Origin of the sequence: Paraburkholderia strydomiana (assembly GCF_031456815.1) — a bacterium.
In the GTDB taxonomy this organism is placed as follows: Bacteria; Pseudomonadota; Gammaproteobacteria; order Burkholderiales; family Burkholderiaceae; genus Paraburkholderia; species Paraburkholderia caledonica.
Genome location: NZ_JAVDVL010000008.1, coordinates 175985 through 192926, shown reverse-complemented (window position 1 = coordinate 192926; position 16942 = coordinate 175985). Strand labels below are relative to the sequence as shown.

Annotated in this window: 19 protein-coding genes; 9 read left to right on the top strand and 10 right to left on the bottom strand. The window is 61.3% G+C overall.

Going from position 1 to position 16942, the window contains the following annotated elements; all coding sequences use genetic code 11:
- Positions 1 to 71 precede the first annotated feature (71 nt).
- From J2W46_RS21985 to J2W46_RS21965, 5 genes are all read left to right on the top strand, one after another.
- The gene (locus tag J2W46_RS21985; protein ID WP_374726856.1) at positions 72 to 482 is read left to right on the top strand and encodes a rhodanese-like domain-containing protein; all 411 of its coding nucleotides are present in this window, start codon (positions 72 to 74) and stop codon (positions 480 to 482) included.
- A 203-nt stretch (positions 483 to 685) separates the two neighbouring features.
- A complete protein-coding gene (locus J2W46_RS21980) occupies positions 686 to 844 on the top strand; it encodes a hypothetical protein (protein ID WP_020068773.1) in 159 nt (52 codons plus the stop codon).
- A 2-nt stretch (positions 845 to 846) separates the two neighbouring features.
- Positions 847 to 1779, top strand: a complete 933-nt coding sequence (locus tag J2W46_RS21975) for an MBL fold metallo-hydrolase (RefSeq protein WP_310356088.1) — start codon at positions 847 to 849, stop codon at positions 1777 to 1779.
- A 319-nt stretch (positions 1780 to 2098) separates the two neighbouring features.
- Positions 2099 to 3469 (top strand): MFS transporter, encoded by a 1371-nt coding sequence (locus J2W46_RS21970; protein ID WP_088175533.1) that lies wholly within the window; start codon positions 2099 to 2101, stop codon positions 3467 to 3469.
- Positions 3470 to 3630: 161 nt separating this feature from the next.
- Positions 3631 to 4533, top strand: coding sequence for a DMT family transporter (locus J2W46_RS21965; RefSeq protein ID WP_087751816.1), 903 nt, complete (start codon positions 3631 to 3633; stop codon positions 4531 to 4533).
- Positions 4534 to 4649: 116 nt separating this feature from the next.
- Here J2W46_RS21965 and J2W46_RS21960 read toward each other — a convergent pair whose 3' ends face one another.
- Positions 4650 to 5447, bottom strand: a complete 798-nt coding sequence (locus J2W46_RS21960) for an SDR family NAD(P)-dependent oxidoreductase (RefSeq protein ID WP_214882626.1) — start codon at positions 5445 to 5447, stop codon at positions 4650 to 4652.
- Between the two features lie 119 nt (positions 5448 to 5566).
- Between J2W46_RS21960 and J2W46_RS21955 the strand changes: the two genes are divergently transcribed.
- A complete protein-coding gene (locus J2W46_RS21955) occupies positions 5567 to 6514 on the top strand; it encodes a GlxA family transcriptional regulator (protein WP_020068778.1) in 948 nt (315 codons plus the stop codon).
- A gap of 36 nt (positions 6515 to 6550) precedes the next feature.
- Here J2W46_RS21955 and J2W46_RS21950 read toward each other — a convergent pair whose 3' ends face one another.
- Positions 6551 to 7204, bottom strand: coding sequence for a Vgb family protein (locus tag J2W46_RS21950; RefSeq protein ID WP_020068779.1), 654 nt, complete (start codon positions 7202 to 7204; stop codon positions 6551 to 6553).
- A 9-nt stretch (positions 7205 to 7213) separates the two neighbouring features.
- Positions 7214 to 8434: a helix-turn-helix domain-containing protein gene (locus J2W46_RS21945; RefSeq protein WP_310356083.1), complete on the bottom strand. Its 1221-nt coding sequence runs from the start codon at positions 8432 to 8434 to the stop codon at positions 7214 to 7216.
- A 129-nt stretch (positions 8435 to 8563) separates the two neighbouring features.
- On the opposite strand from J2W46_RS21945, the gene J2W46_RS21940 reads away from it, so the two are divergent.
- Positions 8564 to 9331 carry a DUF899 domain-containing protein gene (locus J2W46_RS21940; protein ID WP_310356082.1) on the top strand — a complete coding sequence of 256 codons (768 nt, stop codon included), beginning with the start codon at positions 8564 to 8566 and terminating at the stop codon, positions 9329 to 9331.
- Between the two features lie 91 nt (positions 9332 to 9422).
- Here J2W46_RS21940 and J2W46_RS21935 read toward each other — a convergent pair whose 3' ends face one another.
- The gene (locus J2W46_RS21935; protein WP_310356368.1) at positions 9423 to 9608 is read right to left on the bottom strand and encodes a hypothetical protein; all 186 of its coding nucleotides are present in this window, start codon (positions 9606 to 9608) and stop codon (positions 9423 to 9425) included.
- Here J2W46_RS21935 and J2W46_RS21930 point away from each other — a divergent pair.
- Together J2W46_RS21930 and J2W46_RS21925 are read left to right on the top strand one after the other, a co-directional pair.
- On the top strand, positions 9529 to 10185 hold the full coding sequence (locus J2W46_RS21930; RefSeq protein WP_310356357.1) for a DUF2182 domain-containing protein: 657 nt from the start codon (positions 9529 to 9531) through the stop codon (positions 10183 to 10185). The genes J2W46_RS21935 and J2W46_RS21930 overlap by 80 nt on opposite strands.
- Positions 10186 to 10218: 33 nt before the next feature.
- On the top strand, positions 10219 to 10728 hold the full coding sequence (locus J2W46_RS21925; RefSeq protein WP_310356079.1) for a DUF1697 domain-containing protein: 510 nt from the start codon (positions 10219 to 10221) through the stop codon (positions 10726 to 10728).
- Positions 10729 to 10826: 98 nt separating this feature from the next.
- On the opposite strand, the gene J2W46_RS21920 is transcribed toward J2W46_RS21925, so the two are convergent.
- From J2W46_RS21920 to J2W46_RS21895, 6 genes are all read right to left on the bottom strand, one after another.
- The gene (locus J2W46_RS21920) at positions 10827 to 12566 is read right to left on the bottom strand and encodes an ABC transporter substrate-binding protein (protein WP_087751810.1); all 1740 of its coding nucleotides are present in this window, start codon (positions 12564 to 12566) and stop codon (positions 10827 to 10829) included.
- 102 nt (positions 12567 to 12668) lie between these two features.
- Positions 12669 to 12950, bottom strand: a complete 282-nt coding sequence (locus J2W46_RS21915; RefSeq protein WP_027778187.1) for a DUF2160 domain-containing protein — start codon at positions 12948 to 12950, stop codon at positions 12669 to 12671.
- Positions 12950 to 13762, bottom strand: a complete 813-nt coding sequence (locus J2W46_RS21910) for a carbohydrate ABC transporter permease (protein WP_027801006.1) — start codon at positions 13760 to 13762, stop codon at positions 12950 to 12952. The genes J2W46_RS21915 and J2W46_RS21910 overlap by 1 nt, the downstream gene beginning before the upstream one ends.
- The gene (locus tag J2W46_RS21905) at positions 13752 to 14648 is read right to left on the bottom strand and encodes a carbohydrate ABC transporter permease (protein ID WP_020068787.1); all 897 of its coding nucleotides are present in this window, start codon (positions 14646 to 14648) and stop codon (positions 13752 to 13754) included. The genes J2W46_RS21910 and J2W46_RS21905 overlap by 11 nt, the downstream gene beginning before the upstream one ends.
- Positions 14645 to 15769 (bottom strand): ABC transporter ATP-binding protein, encoded by a 1125-nt coding sequence (locus J2W46_RS21900; RefSeq protein ID WP_310356074.1) that lies wholly within the window; start codon positions 15767 to 15769, stop codon positions 14645 to 14647. Before J2W46_RS21900 ends, J2W46_RS21905 begins: the two co-directional genes overlap by 4 nt.
- A complete protein-coding gene (locus J2W46_RS21895) occupies positions 15756 to 16850 on the bottom strand; it encodes an ABC transporter ATP-binding protein (protein WP_310356071.1) in 1095 nt (364 codons plus the stop codon). Before J2W46_RS21895 ends, J2W46_RS21900 begins: the two co-directional genes overlap by 14 nt.
- Between the last annotated feature and the right edge of the window lie 92 nt (positions 16851 to 16942).

Here is a 16942-nt window from a genome sequence, read left to right as displayed (position 1 = left end):
CGCCAGAATGGGGCTCCTGGATCAAATCGCCAGGCGCTATGTTCATCCGAGGATTTATGCAGAGTTCAAACATGTCGACTACCAACGCCGTCACCGCCGTGCCCCCAGCGGACAGCGCAGTCGCGCTTGCCCACTTCCGCGCGACGCTGCAATTCGAGACCGATTGCTCCGATGTCGCCAGCGCGCTCGCCAGCGGCACGCCCGGATTCGTGCTGCTCGATGTGCGCAGCCCGACGCTCTTCGCGCGGGGTCATGTGCCGGGCGCGGTCAATCTGCCACACGGCAAAATTGTCGAGTCCAAGCTGGTGAACTATCCGCCTGAAACGGTCTTCGTCACGTACTGCGCGGGTCCTCATTGCAACGGCGCTACGCGTGGTGCAATACGGCTTGCTTTGCTTGGGCGGCCGGTGAAAGTAATGATTGGCGGGATCACCGGATGGCTCGACGAAGGCGGCAACCTCACTGTGAGCGCAGTGGAGTAGTCGCGCTTCTAGCTCGCCGTCAACGTTAGCTCCCATTCGGAACGGACGATGCCTGCCTAAGGCATCGTCCCACTGCTCCGGATCGCGTGGCGCGGTCATCCACTTCAAGGCCGCGCGTGTCCTCTGTAACCGCTCCTCAATAAGCCTGTTACTCGCGTCGCTCTCATCACCAGTCCATCGCCGATTGTTGTCATCGAGACAACATGGTGAACACCTTCGCAGTGCTAGTGGCGTTCGCCGGCCCTACCTACAATGCGTCGCAGGCTCGGTCGAAAGGCGAGCAACCGAAGCGCGCGAGATTCGTGGTCGTGCTCGTGAGCCGCACCGTGCGGCTTACCCCACTTAATCAACAGGACTATTGAAGATGAGCGAAACAACCCGCAATGTGCAGCCCGTGATCGCCGGCCTTGGTAAAGAGGGTGCAGGCGAACTCGTGTCTTCCCGCTATGCCGTGCGCGTGGGCGATGTCGACGTCGTGCTGATCAGCGACGGCGTTCTGCCGCTGCCGACCTCGACCATGTCTACCAACGTGAGCGAAGCGGACCGCAACGAATGGTTTGATGGCCGCTTCCTGCAGCGTGACATGTTCGACTGGGCACTGAACGTCGCACTCGTGCGCAGCGGTGAGCGGCTGATCCTGATCGACTCCGGCGTGGGCGATGGTTTCGAATACTTTTCTCGCGCCGGCCGGTCGGTGATGCGCCTGGAATCGGCTGGCATCGACCTGGCTGCAATCACCGATATCGTGATTACGCACATGCACATGGATCACGTCGGCGGACTGAACGTTGACGGCGTCAAAGCCAGGCTGCGCCCGGACGTGCGCATTCACGTATCGCGCGCCGAAGTGGAGTTCTGGAAAAATCCGGACTTCAGCAAGACGGTGATGCCGGAAACGGTTCCTCCCGCGCTGCGCAAGGCCGCTGCAAAGTTCGTCAAGCTATACAGCGAAAACATCGTACAGTTCGATCAGACCGTGGAAGTGGCAGCGGGCGTGTCGGCGCGGGTAACGGGTGGTCACACGCCGGGGCACTGCGTCGTGGACGTCGCATCGAACGGCGAGAAGCTGACGTTCGTCGGCGACGCGATTTTCGAAGTCAACTTCGACAATCCGCAATGGCAAAACGGCTTCGAACACGATCCTGAAGGAGCTGTGAACGTGCGCATGTCGCTGCTGAACGACGCCGCCAGAACCGGCGCTCTGCTGGCCGCAGCGCATGTCGCGTTCCCGTCCATTGGTCATATCGCAAAGAACGGCGACGGCTTCCGTTTTGTGCCGGTTCAGTGGGACTACTGATCGATAACTGACTATCGATCGTCGTCGTATAGATTGCAATGACGGGCGGCAGAAAACCGCCGCGAGTTCACGAGACTCGCGGCGGTTTTTGTGTAGAACGGACCCGTGACGGACAGGACGCGCCGAATCTTCACACGATAACCGATAGCGCGCGATGCGCCGATCAGGCCTCAAGCGCTTTCGCGATCGACCAAAGCACATGAGCATTAGCAATGCCACGCCGTTAGTAAGCATATCTGATCAAGCAGCGACATAGCCGGAACCTCTGCGCGTCTCAGCGGTCAATATCAAATGTCGCCCTTTTATCAGGGGATGCCAAATGACTGCCACTCAACCGGGGGCTGCGCCCCTCTCCGAAGAGGACGCGCGGCGGCAACTCCGTCGCGCCGTCGTCGCCAGTACGATCGGTACTACGATCGAATGGTATGACTTCTTTCTCTACAGTACGGTTACGGGTCTCGTTTTCGCGAAGCTGTACTTCCCGCAATCGGACCCATTGGTCGGCACACTTCAAGCTTTCTTGATCTACGCGGTCGGCTTCATCGCGAGGCCGGTCGGTGCTGCCATTTTTGGACACTATGGCGATCGAATAGGGCGCAAGGCTACCTTAATCGTCACGCTCCTGCTGATGGGACTTGCCACATTCGCCGTGGCATTTGTTCCGACGTACGCGTCTATTGGCATCTGGGGCGCGGTGCTGCTTACCGTGCTGCGTTTCATTCAAGGCGTCGGGGTGGGTGGCGAGTGGGGCGGCTCCGTGTTGATGTCGATGGAATGGGCCCGCACCAATGCGCATCGTGGCTTCGTCGCATCGTGGCCGCAGTTTGGCGTACCCGCGGGGTTGTTCCTCGCTAATCTAGCCGTGCTGGCAATGAGCGCGATTTCCGGCGACGCCTTCGTCACGTGGGGCTGGCGTGTGCCTTTCTTTCTGAGCATCCTGCTGGTGGGGATCGGGCTTTATATCCGGCTGAACATCCTGGAGACGCCGATCTTCGCGAAGCTTCTCGCTGAGCGCAAGATCGAAAAGACACCGATGCTCGAAGTCTTGCGCCGCCAGCCGAAAGACATTCTTCTTTCGGCCGTGGCACGCATGGCGGAGCAAGCGCCGTTCTACATTTTCACGGCCTTTGTCTTCACGTATGGCGTGACGACACTCGGGGCGTCGCGCGATCTGTTGTTGACAGCGGTGCTGGCGGCTTCGGTGCTGGAATTCGGCACCATTCCGCTGTTCGGCCATATCTCCGATCTGATCGGACGTCGCCGCATGTATATGATCGGCGCCGCGGCAGCGGGCTTGTTCGGTTTCGTCTATTTCGCCATGGTCGACACCCGCAATCCGACGTTAATTTTCCTGGCGATCGTACTCTCGCTAGTGCCGCATTCGATGATGTACGGCCCTCAGGCCGCACTGATCGCAGAGTCGTTCACGGGGCGGCTACGGTACAGCGGGGCGTCGCTCGGTTATCAGCTGGCCTCGGTGATCGCGGGCGGTCCTGCGCCGCTGATCGCGACCGCACTATTCGCTTACTATCATTCCGGCTACGCAATCGCGGTTTACGTGTTCGTTTGCGGAGTGCTCAGCCTGTTCGCCGCTTCGCGACTCGGCGACTACACGAACAAGGACATTTCGCAGGAATACGACGAGCCGCGCTCGATGGGCGACAGAGGGCACGGTCATCGTCACGCCTGACTGTCAGGTGCGGCGCGGTAAAGCCCGCCGCATCGTGTAACTCGCGCTTTGCCCCCGGTGAAGCCGTCGCTGCGCTGCCGGTTTCCGACACCACGTAGTGTGAAGCGCCAGCCCGTGCGTCTGTGAGATCATGCAAATCCCCATACGGATTGCGTTCTCACATGCCGACTTCCGCGTCCACCCACGGTAGTTCACTCTCGCTTGGCAGCGTCGGCACCATCCTTGCCTCGATGTTCTGCTTTGCAGTGGTCGATGCGCTGGCCAAGTCGGTTGCGCTGCAATATCCGGCCAACGAGGTCACGTTTTTCCGCATGCTTTTCGGCCTGTTTCCCGCCATTTTGCTGTGTTGCGGAGGAAGCCGGCCACTGTCCGACCGCTTGCGGAATATCGATGTTAAAGGGCAGACCACGCGCGCGATCGCACTCCTCGGCGCCTCGGCTCTGTTCTTTGCCGGCCTGCCTTATGTGCCGCTCAGCGAAGCCGTCGCGCTTGCCTATTCGGAGACGCTGATCGTCATCGTGCTGGCCCCGCTAATGCTCAACGAGCGCTTGACGCCACGCGGCGCCGCAGCCGCGATTGTGGGTTTTCTCGGCGTACTGCTCGTGGTACGGCCCGGCGGCGCGCAGACGTCCTGGCTAGGGCCCGTGATCCTGCTGGCCAGCGCGTTTTGCGGTGCGCTCTCCATCGTCCAGATCAAACGCATTCGCCCGACCGACGACTCCGCGACCACCGTTCTCTTCTTCACGGCAATGGGCACCGTGGTCATGGGTTGCACGTTGCTCTTTAAATGGCGCACGCCTTCGGTGGACGCACTCCTCGTGATGGCCGCGCTCGGCGTCTTCGCGACCGCCGGCCAAATGCTGATGACGGTAGCCTTCCGTCGCGCGGATGCAGGCGCGCTGGCTCCGTATAACTACACGAGCATCGTCTGGGCGGCGCTTTTCGGCTATGTGCTGTGGGGCGAAACGCTGGAGCTCCTGTCGGTGGCCGGCATATTGATGATCGTGGGCAGCGCCATCGCGGTCGCGGTGCGCCGCAAAGCGCCCGAAGGACCTCTCGCCTGATGCGATGGCCTGCGGGCGCCGAATCAATGCAACTTGCGGCTACCCGGCGAATCGCGCATGCCGATGCAATTTGCACGAATTCGCCGCGATCCGCCGCTACTTTCCACTGTCGCCCGTCAAGCCACCTTGTAGCGCGGCGCCGGCGCATTGGTCGACAACAGCGAGAACATCGCGCGGCGCGCAGCCTCGTAGTCTTCCCACTTTTCAACCGCGTGCAGTGACGGAATGGTGATCAGCTCGCCGCGATCGAAGCCGACCAGCGCTGCGTCGACCATGTCGTCGGCGGACATCACGATTGCCTTGTCGAGGTTTTCCAGCGGCAGGCCGCCCGTTTGCCAGAACTCGGTCGCGGTCGCGCCCGGCAGAACCGCTTGCACCTGAATCCCCTTGTCGGCCAGTTCGTGCTTCAGCGACTGGCTGAAGGCCAGCACGAACGCCTTGCTGCCGCCATACACGCCGTTGAGAACCTCCGGCGCAATAGCCACGATGGACGCAATGTTGATCAACGCCCCCTTGCCACGCGCGACGAAGCCGGGCACGGCCGCATACGTGAGCCGCGTCAGCGCGCTGACATTCAGGTCGATCATGCGCTGCATTGCATCGACGTCGCTGTCGACGAGCGGCGTATGCGTGCCGACACCGGCGTTATTGACCAGAAGCGTAATGCTCGCGTCCTGTTTCAGTTTCGCTTCGACCGCTGCGAGCCCAGCTTTGTCGCCCAGATCGGCGTCCAGTATCTCGACGCTACGGCGCGTTTCAGTCGTGATGCGACTGGACAGCGCGGCGAGGCGCTCGCGGTTACGGGCGACCAATACGAGATCGTAGCCGCGCCGCGCGAGGCGGTCCGCGTAGATTGCGCCGATGCCCGACGACGCGCCCGTAATCAGTGCAGTGCCCTTGTGTGCTTCAGTCATGATGTCACTCCTTTGCAGTCAACCGTTGATGGTGTGAACGAATTCTGTCCCGTTTTGACGGCGACGCAAATGACATATATGGTTAGGTTTCAGGACATCCACTTGGACGGAGAACGGACATGCACCGCGTGGGATATTTGCTGAGCGACGGCTTTCAGGTCATGGCGATCGCCACGCAAGCTGTTTTTGAATACGCGAACCTCGTAGTGGGCGAGCCGTTCTATCAGGTGGAGAATTTTTCGCCTGCGGGCGGCGAGGTGCGTTCGTCGCTAGGTATGACCATGAGCACGAGTCCGCTCAAATCGCGCCGTCAAACGGATACGTGGATCGTTGCAGGCGTCAACGATCCGCTGGCATCGCCGGCGCCGCAAGACGTGCTCGCGTTCCTGCGCAAAACCGGGCCGCGCGCGCGGCGCATCGGCGGTATTTGCACAGGCGGCTTCGTGGTGGCTGAGGCGGGTCTGTTATCGCAGCGTCGCGCCACGACACACTGGGCTTACGCGCGTGAAATGCAGAAGCGCTTTCCCGACGTTCGCGTGGAAGACGACCGCATTTATATCGTCGACGGTCCGATCTGGACGTCGGCCGGCATGACCGCGGGGCTCGATCTCGCCCTTGCGATGGTCGAAAAAGATCTGGGCGCCGAAGTGGCGCGCTCCGTTGCGCACAAGCTCGTCATGCATCAGCGGCGCTCCGGTGGCCAATCGCAGCATTCGGAAATGCTCAACCTCGCGCCCAAGTCGGACCGCATTCAGAGCGCGTTGAACTACGCGCGTGAGAACCTGAGCCGGCCACTTACCGTCGATGAGCTGGCCGATAAAGCGAACCTGAGTCCGCGGCAGTTCAGCCGTGTGTTCACGCTAGAAACGGGGCAATCGCCTGCGCGGGCGATTGAAAGCCTTCGCCTCGAAGCTGCGCGCCTGATGATCGAGCAAAGCCGGCATCCGCTCGACGTCATTGCCAAAGAGACTGGCTTTCGCGACCGCCGCCATTTGCGCGAGGCGTTCATACGCGGGTTTGGCGTGCCGCCGCAGGCGGTGCGTCGCGAAGTGCGTAGTGCTGCGTGAAATAGACCGTGGTTCGCGGCGCAAAAGCAGAGCGAATCAGCTGACGTCGCCCGTCTCGCGTTGCGGACGGCGCACTGCGCGTACCTTCCCGCTATTTCCGCCGCCGCAAAAGAACTGCCCGCTGCCATCGGATTCGAGACCCGACACGCCCACGCCCTCGGGCATCTCGAGGCTTTCCAGTACCTCGCCGGTACGTGGATCGACGTGCCTCAACTCGCTTGCATCGTCTTCCCAGGTGCCGTGCCAAAGCTCGCCGTCTACCCACGTGACGCCCGTTACAAAGCGGTTCGACTCGATGCTCGAAAGCACGACGCCGGTCTCGGGATCGACCTGATGGATCTTGCGCTCGCGATACTCGCCGACCCACAACGATCCTTCGGCCCATGCGAGTCCCGACGCGCCATTGCCTCCCGGCGCAGGAATGCTCGAAAGCACGCGGCCGGTTGCCGGGTCGATCTTGTGGATGCGGCCCGCGGCAATCTGAAACAGATGCTGGCCGTCGAAGGCTGTGCCCGCATCGGCGGCGATTTCGATTGCGCGCAGAGTCTCACCGCTCGCGGGATCGAATGCGTTCAACGTCTTGCCCGTTGCAATCCAGACCTGCTGGCCGTCGTAGGTGACGCCAGCCACTTGCTGCACGTCCGGGAACGGACCATATTCGCGGATGATAGTGGCGTTCGATCGATTCATGCTGCCATCCTAATTGAGCGTGACGGGCGAGGGGAGTAACAACGTTGTCGCGAATCCAGACGCTGGCGGGGCCATCCAGCGGCGCGCCCGGCCTCGGCCGAACGACTGCGCCTTGCCAACGGCGGCGAGCGAATCGAGTGTGCGCTGCACGGTGCGCTGGCTTGCGCCGAGTGCGAGCGCGAGCGCAGAACTCGACCACGACTCGCCATCCGCGAGCAGCGCGAGCATGGCCGCATGAGTCTCGTCGACGGGCCGCGCGAGTACCCGAACCTCTTGCCCGTCGCGCGGGGCCAACGTAAAGCCACGCGGCGTCGCGCTTATATCGGCCAGCGTGCCAAGCACTGTGCGAAGCCGGCCGATCTCCACCCGCAGACGCGCGCGGTGCGAGTCATCGGCATCTTTCGTTCTGAATGCGCGTGCGATCAGCGTGTCGCGCGATACATCGGCGGGCCATGCTTCGGCAAGCTGGTACGCGAGATTGAACAGTACCGGACGCCGTGCCAGCGAGACAGCCGTACCGGACTTCTGCACGACATTGCGACAGGCGTCGACCACGAACGCGTTCGACATTAACAGTGCTTGGACTTCATCGAGCAGCAACAGCCGCTGTTCGCCTCTTTCGATCAGGCGCGCGGCCGGCACGTTCAACGTATTCGATGCGCTTTCGACCTCAGCGATCAGCGCGGGAATCTCGGCAGCTCGTGCCGCATGCCTCGCTTGTGCGAACGCGGCGCGAGCCTTGTTGGCCTGCAAACGCCGTAGCGCGATGCTCGCCACCATCAGCTGGTGTGCCGCTCTGAGCACGGGCGGCAAAGGCGCGGAATCGAATGTGCCGAGCATGCGCTCGGCCTCGTCGATATGTCCGATCAGAACAAGCCTGCGAACTTCCAGATAGCCCGCATGCGCGGCATTGGCACGGTCGCCGTGTGCTTCGAGCGTCGCGCGCGCAGCGCCCAGCGCTTTCGCCGGCCAAGCAAGATCACGCGACGCCAGCGCGATCTCCGCCTCCGCCACGACACATCTCGCGCGGGCCACAGCTTGCTTCGAACCGAACGCACGCGCCGCGCTTCGCACGAGCGCCTTGGCGCGGATGAAGTCGCCCAGTTGCGCCATCGCGATGCCGCGAAGCGCGAGCGCCGGCGCGTCGCCGCGTAACGCGACGCGCTTCAATGCGCCGAGCGGATCACCCGCTGCGAGCGCCTGAGCGGCGGCCTGGATTAGCGGATCCATGCTGATTGAAATCGCGCCACACTTGTCACTCCCACCGTCCGGATTCCCGACACTAATCTAGCACGACCGCTAACCAGTACGTCGCATCGAAAGCGATCGAGCGCCGAGGAAAACCGAACGGAGAGAACCATGACCACGACACATACGACCGGAACACGCGAGCAGTGGCTGGCAGCGCGCATCGATCTGCTCAACGCGGAAAAAGAGCTTACGCGGCGCAGCGACGAACTGGCGCGCCGACGCCAGGAATTGCCTTGGGTCCGCATCGACAAGACATACCGGTTCGAGACCGAGCAGGGCGTCGCGTCGCTTGCCGACCTGTTTGGCGGACGCTCGCAGCTTCTCGTCTATCACTTCATGTTCGGGCCGGACTACAAGGCAGGATGCCCGTCATGCTCGTCGATCGCGGATGGTTTCGACGGTATCGCGATTCATCTGGCCAATCACGACGTCGCGCTGACGGCCATGTCCCGTGCGCCGCTCGCGAAGCTGCAGGAGTACAAGCGGCGCATGGGGTGGACGTTTCCGTGGGCTTCGTCGGCGGGCAGCGACTTCAACTTCGACTTCAACATCTCCTTTACCGAGGAGCAGCAGCGCGAGGGCACCGTCGAATACAACTATCAGCGCGGCCGTCATGCAATGGACGCGGTACCGGCGCCGGAGCCCGTCGCGCAATTCGCGGCGACTTGCGGTACCGACGCATCCACTTACGCGCGCGACCGGCCGGGACTAAGCGCCTTCGTGCTGGAAGACGGCGCGGTGTACCACACGTATTCCACCTACGCGCGTGGACTCGACGGCCTGTGGGGCATGTACCAATGGCTCGACCGCGCGCCGAAAGGCCGCAACGAAACGGGCATCTGGTGGCGCCGTCACGACGAGTACGCAAAGCGCTGAGGTCGATGATGAGGCCCGTGCACGCGAGCCGATGCGGTGACTTCGCGACGCAATACCTCGACATGCGCGCTCCTCGTTCGCGCGCATTCTTTTACGGTGTCTGTGCGTTGCTGTTCGCAGTCTGCGTGGCGGCAACCCTCATTGCTTGCGGGTCCATGTCGACCATGGACGACATGCCCATGCCAGGCGGCTGGGCCATGTCGATGACGTGGATGCCCATGTGCGGCCGCTCGTGGCCGGACGTGGCGGCACGGTTCGTCGGGATGTGGGTCGTCATGATGATCGCGATGATGCTGCCGTCCCTCGCACCTGTTTTGTGGCGTTACGACGAGGCGCTTCGCAGAGCAGGGCACGCGCGCGCAGCACTTATGACGTTGCTTGCCGGCGTGGGCTATTTCGCTGTGTGGGCCGCGTTGGGTACAGCGCTGTTTGTGTTCGGCGCGACGTTAGCGGCGCTTGAGATGCGCATGCCCGCGGTTTCTCGCGCTGTTCCCATTGTGGCCGGCGTAATTGTGCTCTCCGCGGGCGCGTTGCAACTCACGGCGCTGAAGGCGCGTTATCTTCGCTGTTGCCGTCACGCGGCTCAATCCTGCCTTCATGCACTGCCTACGCGCGCGGTCGCCGCGATAAGATATGGTGTGCGGCTAGGGGTCCATTGCTGTGCGTGCTGTGCAAGCTTGACTGCGGTGCTTGCCGTGGCCGGCGTGATGGATCTGCGTGCAATGGCGGCGGTCACGGTCGCTATTACGCTCGAACGCGTGGCGCCACACGGCGAGTTCATCGCGCGGGTCATTGGGTTTCTTGTGATCGGCGCCGGCTTATTTATGATCGTGCGAGCCGCCTCGCTCGTGTAAAGACTTGTATTCGACATCAGAAGAACTCACTCGATGACCCGATACGTTGCTTTTCTGCGCGCTGTGAATGTCGGCGGCACCGGCAAGCTTCCAATGGCTGAATTGCGAACTATGTGCGAAGCCGTTGGCTTCACCAATGTGCGCACGTACATTGCAAGCGGCAACGTCGTGTTCGACAGCAAGCTTGCCGAGGCATCGGTGAAAAGCCGGTTCGAGCGTTGCCTTGAAGAGTATGCGGGCAAGCCGGTGGGCGTTGCGGTGCGAACGAGCAAGGAACTTGCGCAGGTGCTGGCCGCCAATCCATTCAAGTCCGCCGCGCCGAACCGGACGGTCGCGATTTTTCTCGACACACCGCCGCCCGCCGACGCGCTGACTCACGCAAGCGGCCAGCGCGAAGAAGAAATGGCGCTCGGCACGCGCGAAATCTACGTGCATTACAACAACGGAATGGCAGACACGAAGTTGAAAATCCCGGCCGCCAGAACGGGAACCGCACGCAACATGAACACGGTTGCGAAGCTGGTAGACATGGCAAACGAATAGCGCATGCGGGTTGTGGCATCGGTGGCATCGGCGGCATGAAAAAGGGCGGCACGCATGGTGCCGCCCTTCTATTAACTGCCAATTTCCAGATCAGCCGCCTAGCGCACCTTGCCCGCCTTCCACGCCGACAGCAACTGCTCGTACTTGACCGTCTCGCCCTTCGGCTTCTCGTTGGCGAGCTTCTTCCACGGCGCGTGTTGATCGGACAACCACTTCGACGGATCGCTTTGCGCATTCAGCTCCGGCGCACACACTTTCATGCCGGCGCGTTGCAAACGGGACAACACCTGGTCCATTTCCTTCGCGAGGTTATCCATTGCGGCCTGCGGCGACTTTTCGCCGGCGACTGCCGTGCCGACGTTCTTCCACCAAAGCTGTGCCATCTTCGGATAGTCGGGCACGTTGTTGCCGGTCGGCGTCCACGCGACGCGTGCCGGGCTGCGATAGAACTCGATCAGACCGCCGTACTTGTCCGCGTTTTTCGTGAAGTAGTCGCTATGAATGTCGGAGTCGCGAATGAACGTCAGACCGACAATCGACTTCTTCAGCGACACACTCTTTGCCGTTACGAACTGCGCATACAGCCAGGCTGCGGCGCGCTGATTGGGCGGCGTCGACTTGAAGAAGGTCCACGAGCCGACGTCCTGGTAGCCGTTCTGCATACCGTCTTTCCAGTATGCGCCGTGCGGCGACGGCGCCATGCGCCACTTCGGCGTGCCGTCCGGATTCGTGACATTGCCGGGCTTGAGCATCGACGCGGTAAACGCCGTGTACCAGAAGACCTGTTGCGCGATCTTGCCTTGTGCAGGCACCGGGCCCGCCTCGCTGAAGGTCATGCCCGAGGCCTCGGGCGGCGCGTATTTCTTGAGCCAGTCGATGTATTTGGTCGTCGCATAGACGGCTGCGGGACTGTTGGTGCCGCCGCCGCGCGACACCGACGCACCCACCGGATGACAGCCGTCCGGCGTCACGCGTATGCCCCATTCGTCGACCGGCATGCCGTTCGGGATGCCCTTGTCGGCTTCGCCCGCCATGGAAAGCCATGCGTCCGTGAAGCGCCAGCCGAGCGACGGGTCTTTCTTGCCGTAGTCCATATGACCGTAGACTTTTTCACCGTCGATGTTCTTCACGTCGTTGGTAAAGAACTCGGCAATGTCTTCATACGCGGACCAGTTCACCGGCACGCCCAACTCGTAGCCGTACTTCGCCTTGAACTTGTCCTGCAAGTCCTTGCGCGCGAACCAGTCGGCGCGGAACCAGTAAAGGTTGGCGAACTGCTGGTCGGGCAGTTGATAGAGCTTTTTGTCTGGCGCGGTCGTGAAACTCGTGCCAATGAAGTCTTTGATGTCGAGGCCAGGGTTCGTATAGTCCTTGCCTTCGCCTGTCATGTAATCGGACAGCGGCACGATCACGCCGTAGCGATAGTGCGTGCCGATCAGGTCGGAGTCGGAAATCCAGCCGTCGTAAATACTTTGCCCGGATTGCATCGACGTCTGCAATTTTTCGACGACATCGCCTTCCTGAATGATGTCGTGCTTTACCTGAATACCGGTGATTTCAGTGAACGCTTTCGCGAGTGTTTTCGATTCGTAGATGTGCGTGTCGATAGTTTCCGACACCACATGTATCTCCTTGACGCCTTGCGACTTCAGTTTGGCAGACGTGTCGACGAACCATTTCATTTCGTCCATCTGCTGCTGTTTCGAAAGCGTGCTTGGCTGAAATTCGCTATCGACCCATTTTTGCGCTTCGGGCATGCCCGCTTGTGCCTGATTCGCAAGGGCACCCGACACGATGCCTGCCACTGCGAGCGCGACGATCCGTCTCCTCTGTTGCATGGTCTTCTCCTGTGTCTTTCGTGCCCCTTGAATCTGGCCGGAGCCCGCTCGGGGCATCAGCGGAACCGGGAGTTGCCAGCCTTCATTGCATGTGTCGACTTGCTAGCCTTTCCACATGATCGCGAGCAGAACGAGCACCGAAGCCACGAATCCCGGCCACGAATTCGAGCCTTCGGCGCTGATGCCGATCCATGCGAGGTTCACATACGCCGCCGCGAGAAGACCGATGAACAGGCGGTCGCCACGCGTGGTCGAGATGGGCAGAAAGCCCTTGCGTTCGGTCGTCGGCGAGCGCAGTTCCCACATCGTCATGCCGGCCAGCATTACGACAATGCAGCCGAAGAAGAGCGCCACTTCGGGCGTCCAGTACATCCACGTGAACATCAGACTCTCCCCATCGCAAAGCCCTTCGCGATGTAGTTGCGCACGAAGTAGATCACTAGCGCACCAGGAACGATGGTCAGCACGCCCGCCGCGGACAACACGCCCCAGTCCATGCCGGCCGCCGACACCGTGCGTGTCATCACGGCTGCAATCGGCTTCGCGTTCACGGAGGTCAGCGTGCGTGCGAGCAGCAGTTCGACCCAGCTGAACATGAAGCAGAAGAAAGCCGTCACGCCGACGCCCGACTTGATCAGCGGCAGGAAAATCTTCACGAAGAAAGCGGGGAACGTATAGCCGTCGATATACGCTGTTTCGTCGATTTCGCGCGATACGCCCGACATGAAGCCTTCGAGAATCCACACCGCGAGCGGCACGTTGAACAGCATGTGCGCAAGCGCAACGGCGATGTACGTGTCGGTCAACCCGACGCTCGAATAGAGCTGAAAAAACGGCAGCAGGAACACGGCGGGCGGCGTCATGCGGTTGGTGAGCAGCCAGAAGAACATGTGCTTGTCGCCGAGAAAGCGGTAGCGTGAGAACGCATAAGCGGCAGGCAGCGCGACGAGCACCGACATCACCGTATTCATCAACACGTAGATGATCGAATTGATGTAGCCCCAGTACCAGGACGGATCGGTGAAGATGATCTTGTAGTTCTCGAACGTCACGTGCTGCGGCAGCGTGGCGAACGTCGACATGGTTTCTTCGTTCGTGCGCAACGAGATCGAGAGCATCCAGTACAGCGGAATCAGCGCGAACAACATATAGACGACGAGCACCAACGTGCGCATCCAGCGGCGCTTATCCTGCATGTTCGTCTCCTTCCGCAGCGGGGCCGCCTTTGCCTACACGGCTCATCCAGTTATAGAGAATGAAGCACAGCAGCAAAATGATGAGGAAATAGATCAGCGAAAATGCGGCGGCTGGACCGAGGTCGAATTGGCCGACGGCTTTCTGTGTCAGGTACTGGCTGAGGAACGTCGTGGAATCGCCAGGACCGCCGCCTGTCAGCACGAACGGCTCCGTGTAGATCATGAAGCTGTCCATGAAGCGCAGCAGCACGGCGATCATCAGCACGCCACGCATCTTCGGTAATTCGATGTAGCGGAACACGGCAAAGCGGCTTGCGCCGTCGATTTCGGCGGCCTGATAGAACGCATCGGGAATCGCGCGTAAGCCTGCATAGCACAGCAACGCGACGAGCGGCGTCCAGTGCCAGATGTCCATCACGAGCACGGTGAGCCACGCGGCCGTGGGGCTCGCCGTGTAGTTGTAGTCGAAGCCGAGGCTATTGAGCCAATAACCGAGCAGACCGATATCCGGGCGTCCAAAGATCTGCCAGATCGTGCCGACCACGTTCCATGGAATCAGGAGCGGCATGGCGAGTATGACGAGCGCCGCGGATGCGCGCCAACCCGAAGCCGGCATCGCAAGCGCGAGGCCCACACCGAGCGGAATTTCGAACAGCAGCACGCAAGCGGAAAATATGATCTGCCTGCCAAGCGCGTCGCGCAGGTCGGGATCGGTCATGATGTTGCGAAACCACTCGGTGCCGACGAACACATGCTGTGTCGGGCTGATAATGTCCTGCACCGAATAATTGACCACTGTCATCAGCGGCAGGATCGCGGAGAACGCGACGCAGATAAACACGGGCACGACCAGCAGCCACGCTTTCTGATTGACGGGCTTGTTCATCTGGCCGCTCCTTCGGAGATGCGTGCGTCGATTCTTTCGTCGTTGCAGAAGAACACCGTTTCAGGCGCGGCGAGGCGCAGCCAGGCCGGTCCGTCGACCACGCGCACATGCGGCTCAAGTTTGGCGTTGAACAGATGGCCGTCGCATTGCGCTGTGACGAGTTGATAGTTGCCGAGCTGCTGCGCGCGCAATACCTGCGCCTTGACCGCACCCGCTTCGCCTTCCTGTGCGAGCCCCACGAACTCAGGGCGAATGCCGAGTGTGAGCGAGCCGTTTGCATGCTCATGCGCGTGTCTTAGCGTGGCGAGTGTGTCAGTGTCCAGAGCGAGCCGTTGGGCGCCGATCTTCACGCCCTCCGCGTCAAGCTCGATTGGGCAAAGATTCATGCCGGGGCTGCCGATGAAGTAGCCGACGAACGCGTGATCCGGCCGTAGAAAAAGCGCATCGGCGCCGCCCTTCTGAACGACGCGACCGTTTGTCATGACCACGACTTCGTCGGCGAAGGTGAGTGCCTCGACCTGATCGTGCGTAACGTAAATGAGCGTGAGCTTGAGTTGCTGATGGATCTTCTTCAACTGCCGGCGCAGCATCCATTTCATGGCCGGATCGATCACGGTCAGCGGCTCGTCGAACAGGATTGCTGCGACGTCCTGGCGCACGAGGCCGCGTCCCAGCGAAATCTTTTGCTTCGCGTCCGCTGCGAGGTTGCTCGCCTTATGCGGCAGATCCCGCGTCATGTCGAGAATGTCGGCCACTTCGTGCACGCGCTTCCTGACTTCGGCTGCCGGTATTTTGCGGTTGCGCAGCGGAAACGCGAGGTTGTCGAACACGCTCATGGTGTCGTAGATCACCGGGAACTGGAACACCTGCGCGATGTTGCGCTCGCGTGCGCCCAGCGCGGTCACGTCGCGTCCGTCGAACAGCACCTTGCCCTCTGACGGCTTGACGAGACCCGACACGATGTTCAGCAGCGTGGTCTTGCCGCAACCGGATGGTCCGAGCAACGCGTACGCGCCGCCGTCTTCCCAGACCATGCTCATGGGTTGCAGCGCGTAGTCGTCGAGCGTCGCCGGATTCGGACGATACGCGTGCGCGAGATTCTGAAACTCAATGCGCGCCATAGGCTGCCTCCGGGCTGGACACGAGCTTCGTATCCGCGCCGAACACAAACAGTTCGTCGGGGTCGATGAATACGTCGAGTTGCGTGCCGAGTTCGATCTGATGCACGCCTTGCAACTGCGCGACGAGATCAATGCCGCCATTGAGCGTGTGCAGATGCAGATAGGTTTCCGAACCGCTCAGTTCGGCGAGTTCGAGCCGGCATGGAACGGCGATCGCATGCGATGTCTTCGCCGCAAGACGCAAGTGCCCCGGCCGGATGCCGATGCGGCATGTGCCGTTCGCAGCGGTGCCACGGCGGATCGGCACGTCGATGCCGATCGGCAGTCGCGCGCTGCCGTTACCGTTCACTTCGCTCGTGAGCATGTTCATAGGCGGATCGTTGAAGACGGCCGCGGCGTCCACGTCGACCGGTGCGTTGTAGACGTCGAGCGTCGGGCCGAATTGCAGCACGCGGCCTTTATCGACGATTGCCGTATAGCCGCCGAGCAGCAATGCTTCAAGAGGTTCGGTGGTCGCGTACACCACGGTCGTCTTGCCGTCCGCGAAAAGCGTGGCGAGTTCCATGCGCAATTCTTCGCGCAGCTTGTAGTCGAGATTGACGAGCGGTTCGTCGAGCAATACAAGCGATGTGCGCTTCACGAGCGCGCGCGCCAGCGCACACCGCTGCTGCTGGCCGCCTGACAGTTCGCTCGGCCGCCGCTCCAGCAGATGCTCGATATGCAGTTTTGCCGCGACTTCCTGCACGCGCCGGCGAATTTCGGCGGGGTCGGTCTTCTGAAGCTGGAGCGGCGAGGCGATGTTCTGAAACACCGTCATCGCCGGGTAATTGATGAACTGCTGATAAACCATTGCAAGGTTGCGCTGGCGCACACTGACGCCTGTCACGTCCTGACCGTCTACGAGCACGCGGCCCGCACTTGGCCTGTCCAGTCCCGCCATGACGCGCATTAGCGTTGTCTTGCCGGCCTGGGTAGGTCCAAGCAACACATTGATGGCGCCTGGCACGAGACGCAAATTCACGCCGTACAGATACGGTTGCCCGCCAGAAACGACACTCACTTGCTCCAGTTCCAGGACCAAATTGCTCTCCTTTCGGGCGCGAGATATGTCTGGGTGTCTGCGCCAGCCGCGGAGCCGGAGCTTCGCGGAGGCGTCAATTGGTTTGCACTCTG

Bases quoted from the DNA above. Each gene is read 5' to 3' on its own strand.
- J2W46_RS21970 (WP_088175533.1), top strand. From the start codon at position 2,099: ATGACTGCCACTCAACCGGGGGCTGCGCCCCTCTCCGAAGAGGACGCG.
- J2W46_RS21900 (WP_310356074.1), bottom strand. From the start codon at position 15,769: ATGGCGCGCATTGAGTTTCAGAATCTCGCGCACGCGTATCGTCCGAAT.
- J2W46_RS21950 (WP_020068779.1), bottom strand. From the start codon at position 7,204: ATGAATCGATCGAACGCCACTATCATCCGCGAATATGGTCCGTTCCCG.
- J2W46_RS21915 (WP_027778187.1), bottom strand. From the start codon at position 12,950: ATGTTCACGTGGATGTACTGGACGCCCGAAGTGGCGCTCTTCTTCGGC.
- J2W46_RS21955 (WP_020068778.1), top strand. From the start codon at position 5,567: ATGCACCGCGTGGGATATTTGCTGAGCGACGGCTTTCAGGTCATGGCG.
- J2W46_RS21985 (WP_374726856.1), top strand. From the start codon at position 72: ATGTCGACTACCAACGCCGTCACCGCCGTGCCCCCAGCGGACAGCGCA.
- J2W46_RS21910 (WP_027801006.1), bottom strand. From the start codon at position 13,762: ATGCAGGATAAGCGCCGCTGGATGCGCACGTTGGTGCTCGTCGTCTAT.
- J2W46_RS21975 (WP_310356088.1), top strand. From the start codon at position 847: ATGAGCGAAACAACCCGCAATGTGCAGCCCGTGATCGCCGGCCTTGGT.
- J2W46_RS21905 (WP_020068787.1), bottom strand. From the start codon at position 14,648: ATGAACAAGCCCGTCAATCAGAAAGCGTGGCTGCTGGTCGTGCCCGTG.
- J2W46_RS21945 (WP_310356083.1), bottom strand. From the start codon at position 8,434: ATGGATCCGCTAATCCAGGCCGCCGCTCAGGCGCTCGCAGCGGGTGAT.
- J2W46_RS21940 (WP_310356082.1), top strand. From the start codon at position 8,564: ATGACCACGACACATACGACCGGAACACGCGAGCAGTGGCTGGCAGCG.
- J2W46_RS21925 (WP_310356079.1), top strand. From the start codon at position 10,219: ATGACCCGATACGTTGCTTTTCTGCGCGCTGTGAATGTCGGCGGCACC.
- J2W46_RS21965 (WP_087751816.1), top strand. From the start codon at position 3,631: ATGCCGACTTCCGCGTCCACCCACGGTAGTTCACTCTCGCTTGGCAGC.
- J2W46_RS21980 (WP_020068773.1), top strand. From the start codon at position 686: ATGGTGAACACCTTCGCAGTGCTAGTGGCGTTCGCCGGCCCTACCTAC.
- J2W46_RS21920 (WP_087751810.1), bottom strand. From the start codon at position 12,566: ATGCAACAGAGGAGACGGATCGTCGCGCTCGCAGTGGCAGGCATCGTG.
- J2W46_RS21935 (WP_310356368.1), bottom strand. From the start codon at position 9,608: ATGACGACCCACATCCCGACGAACCGTGCCGCCACGTCCGGCCACGAG.
- J2W46_RS21930 (WP_310356357.1), top strand. From the start codon at position 9,529: ATGTCGATGACGTGGATGCCCATGTGCGGCCGCTCGTGGCCGGACGTG.
- J2W46_RS21960 (WP_214882626.1), bottom strand. From the start codon at position 5,447: ATGACTGAAGCACACAAGGGCACTGCACTGATTACGGGCGCGTCGTCG.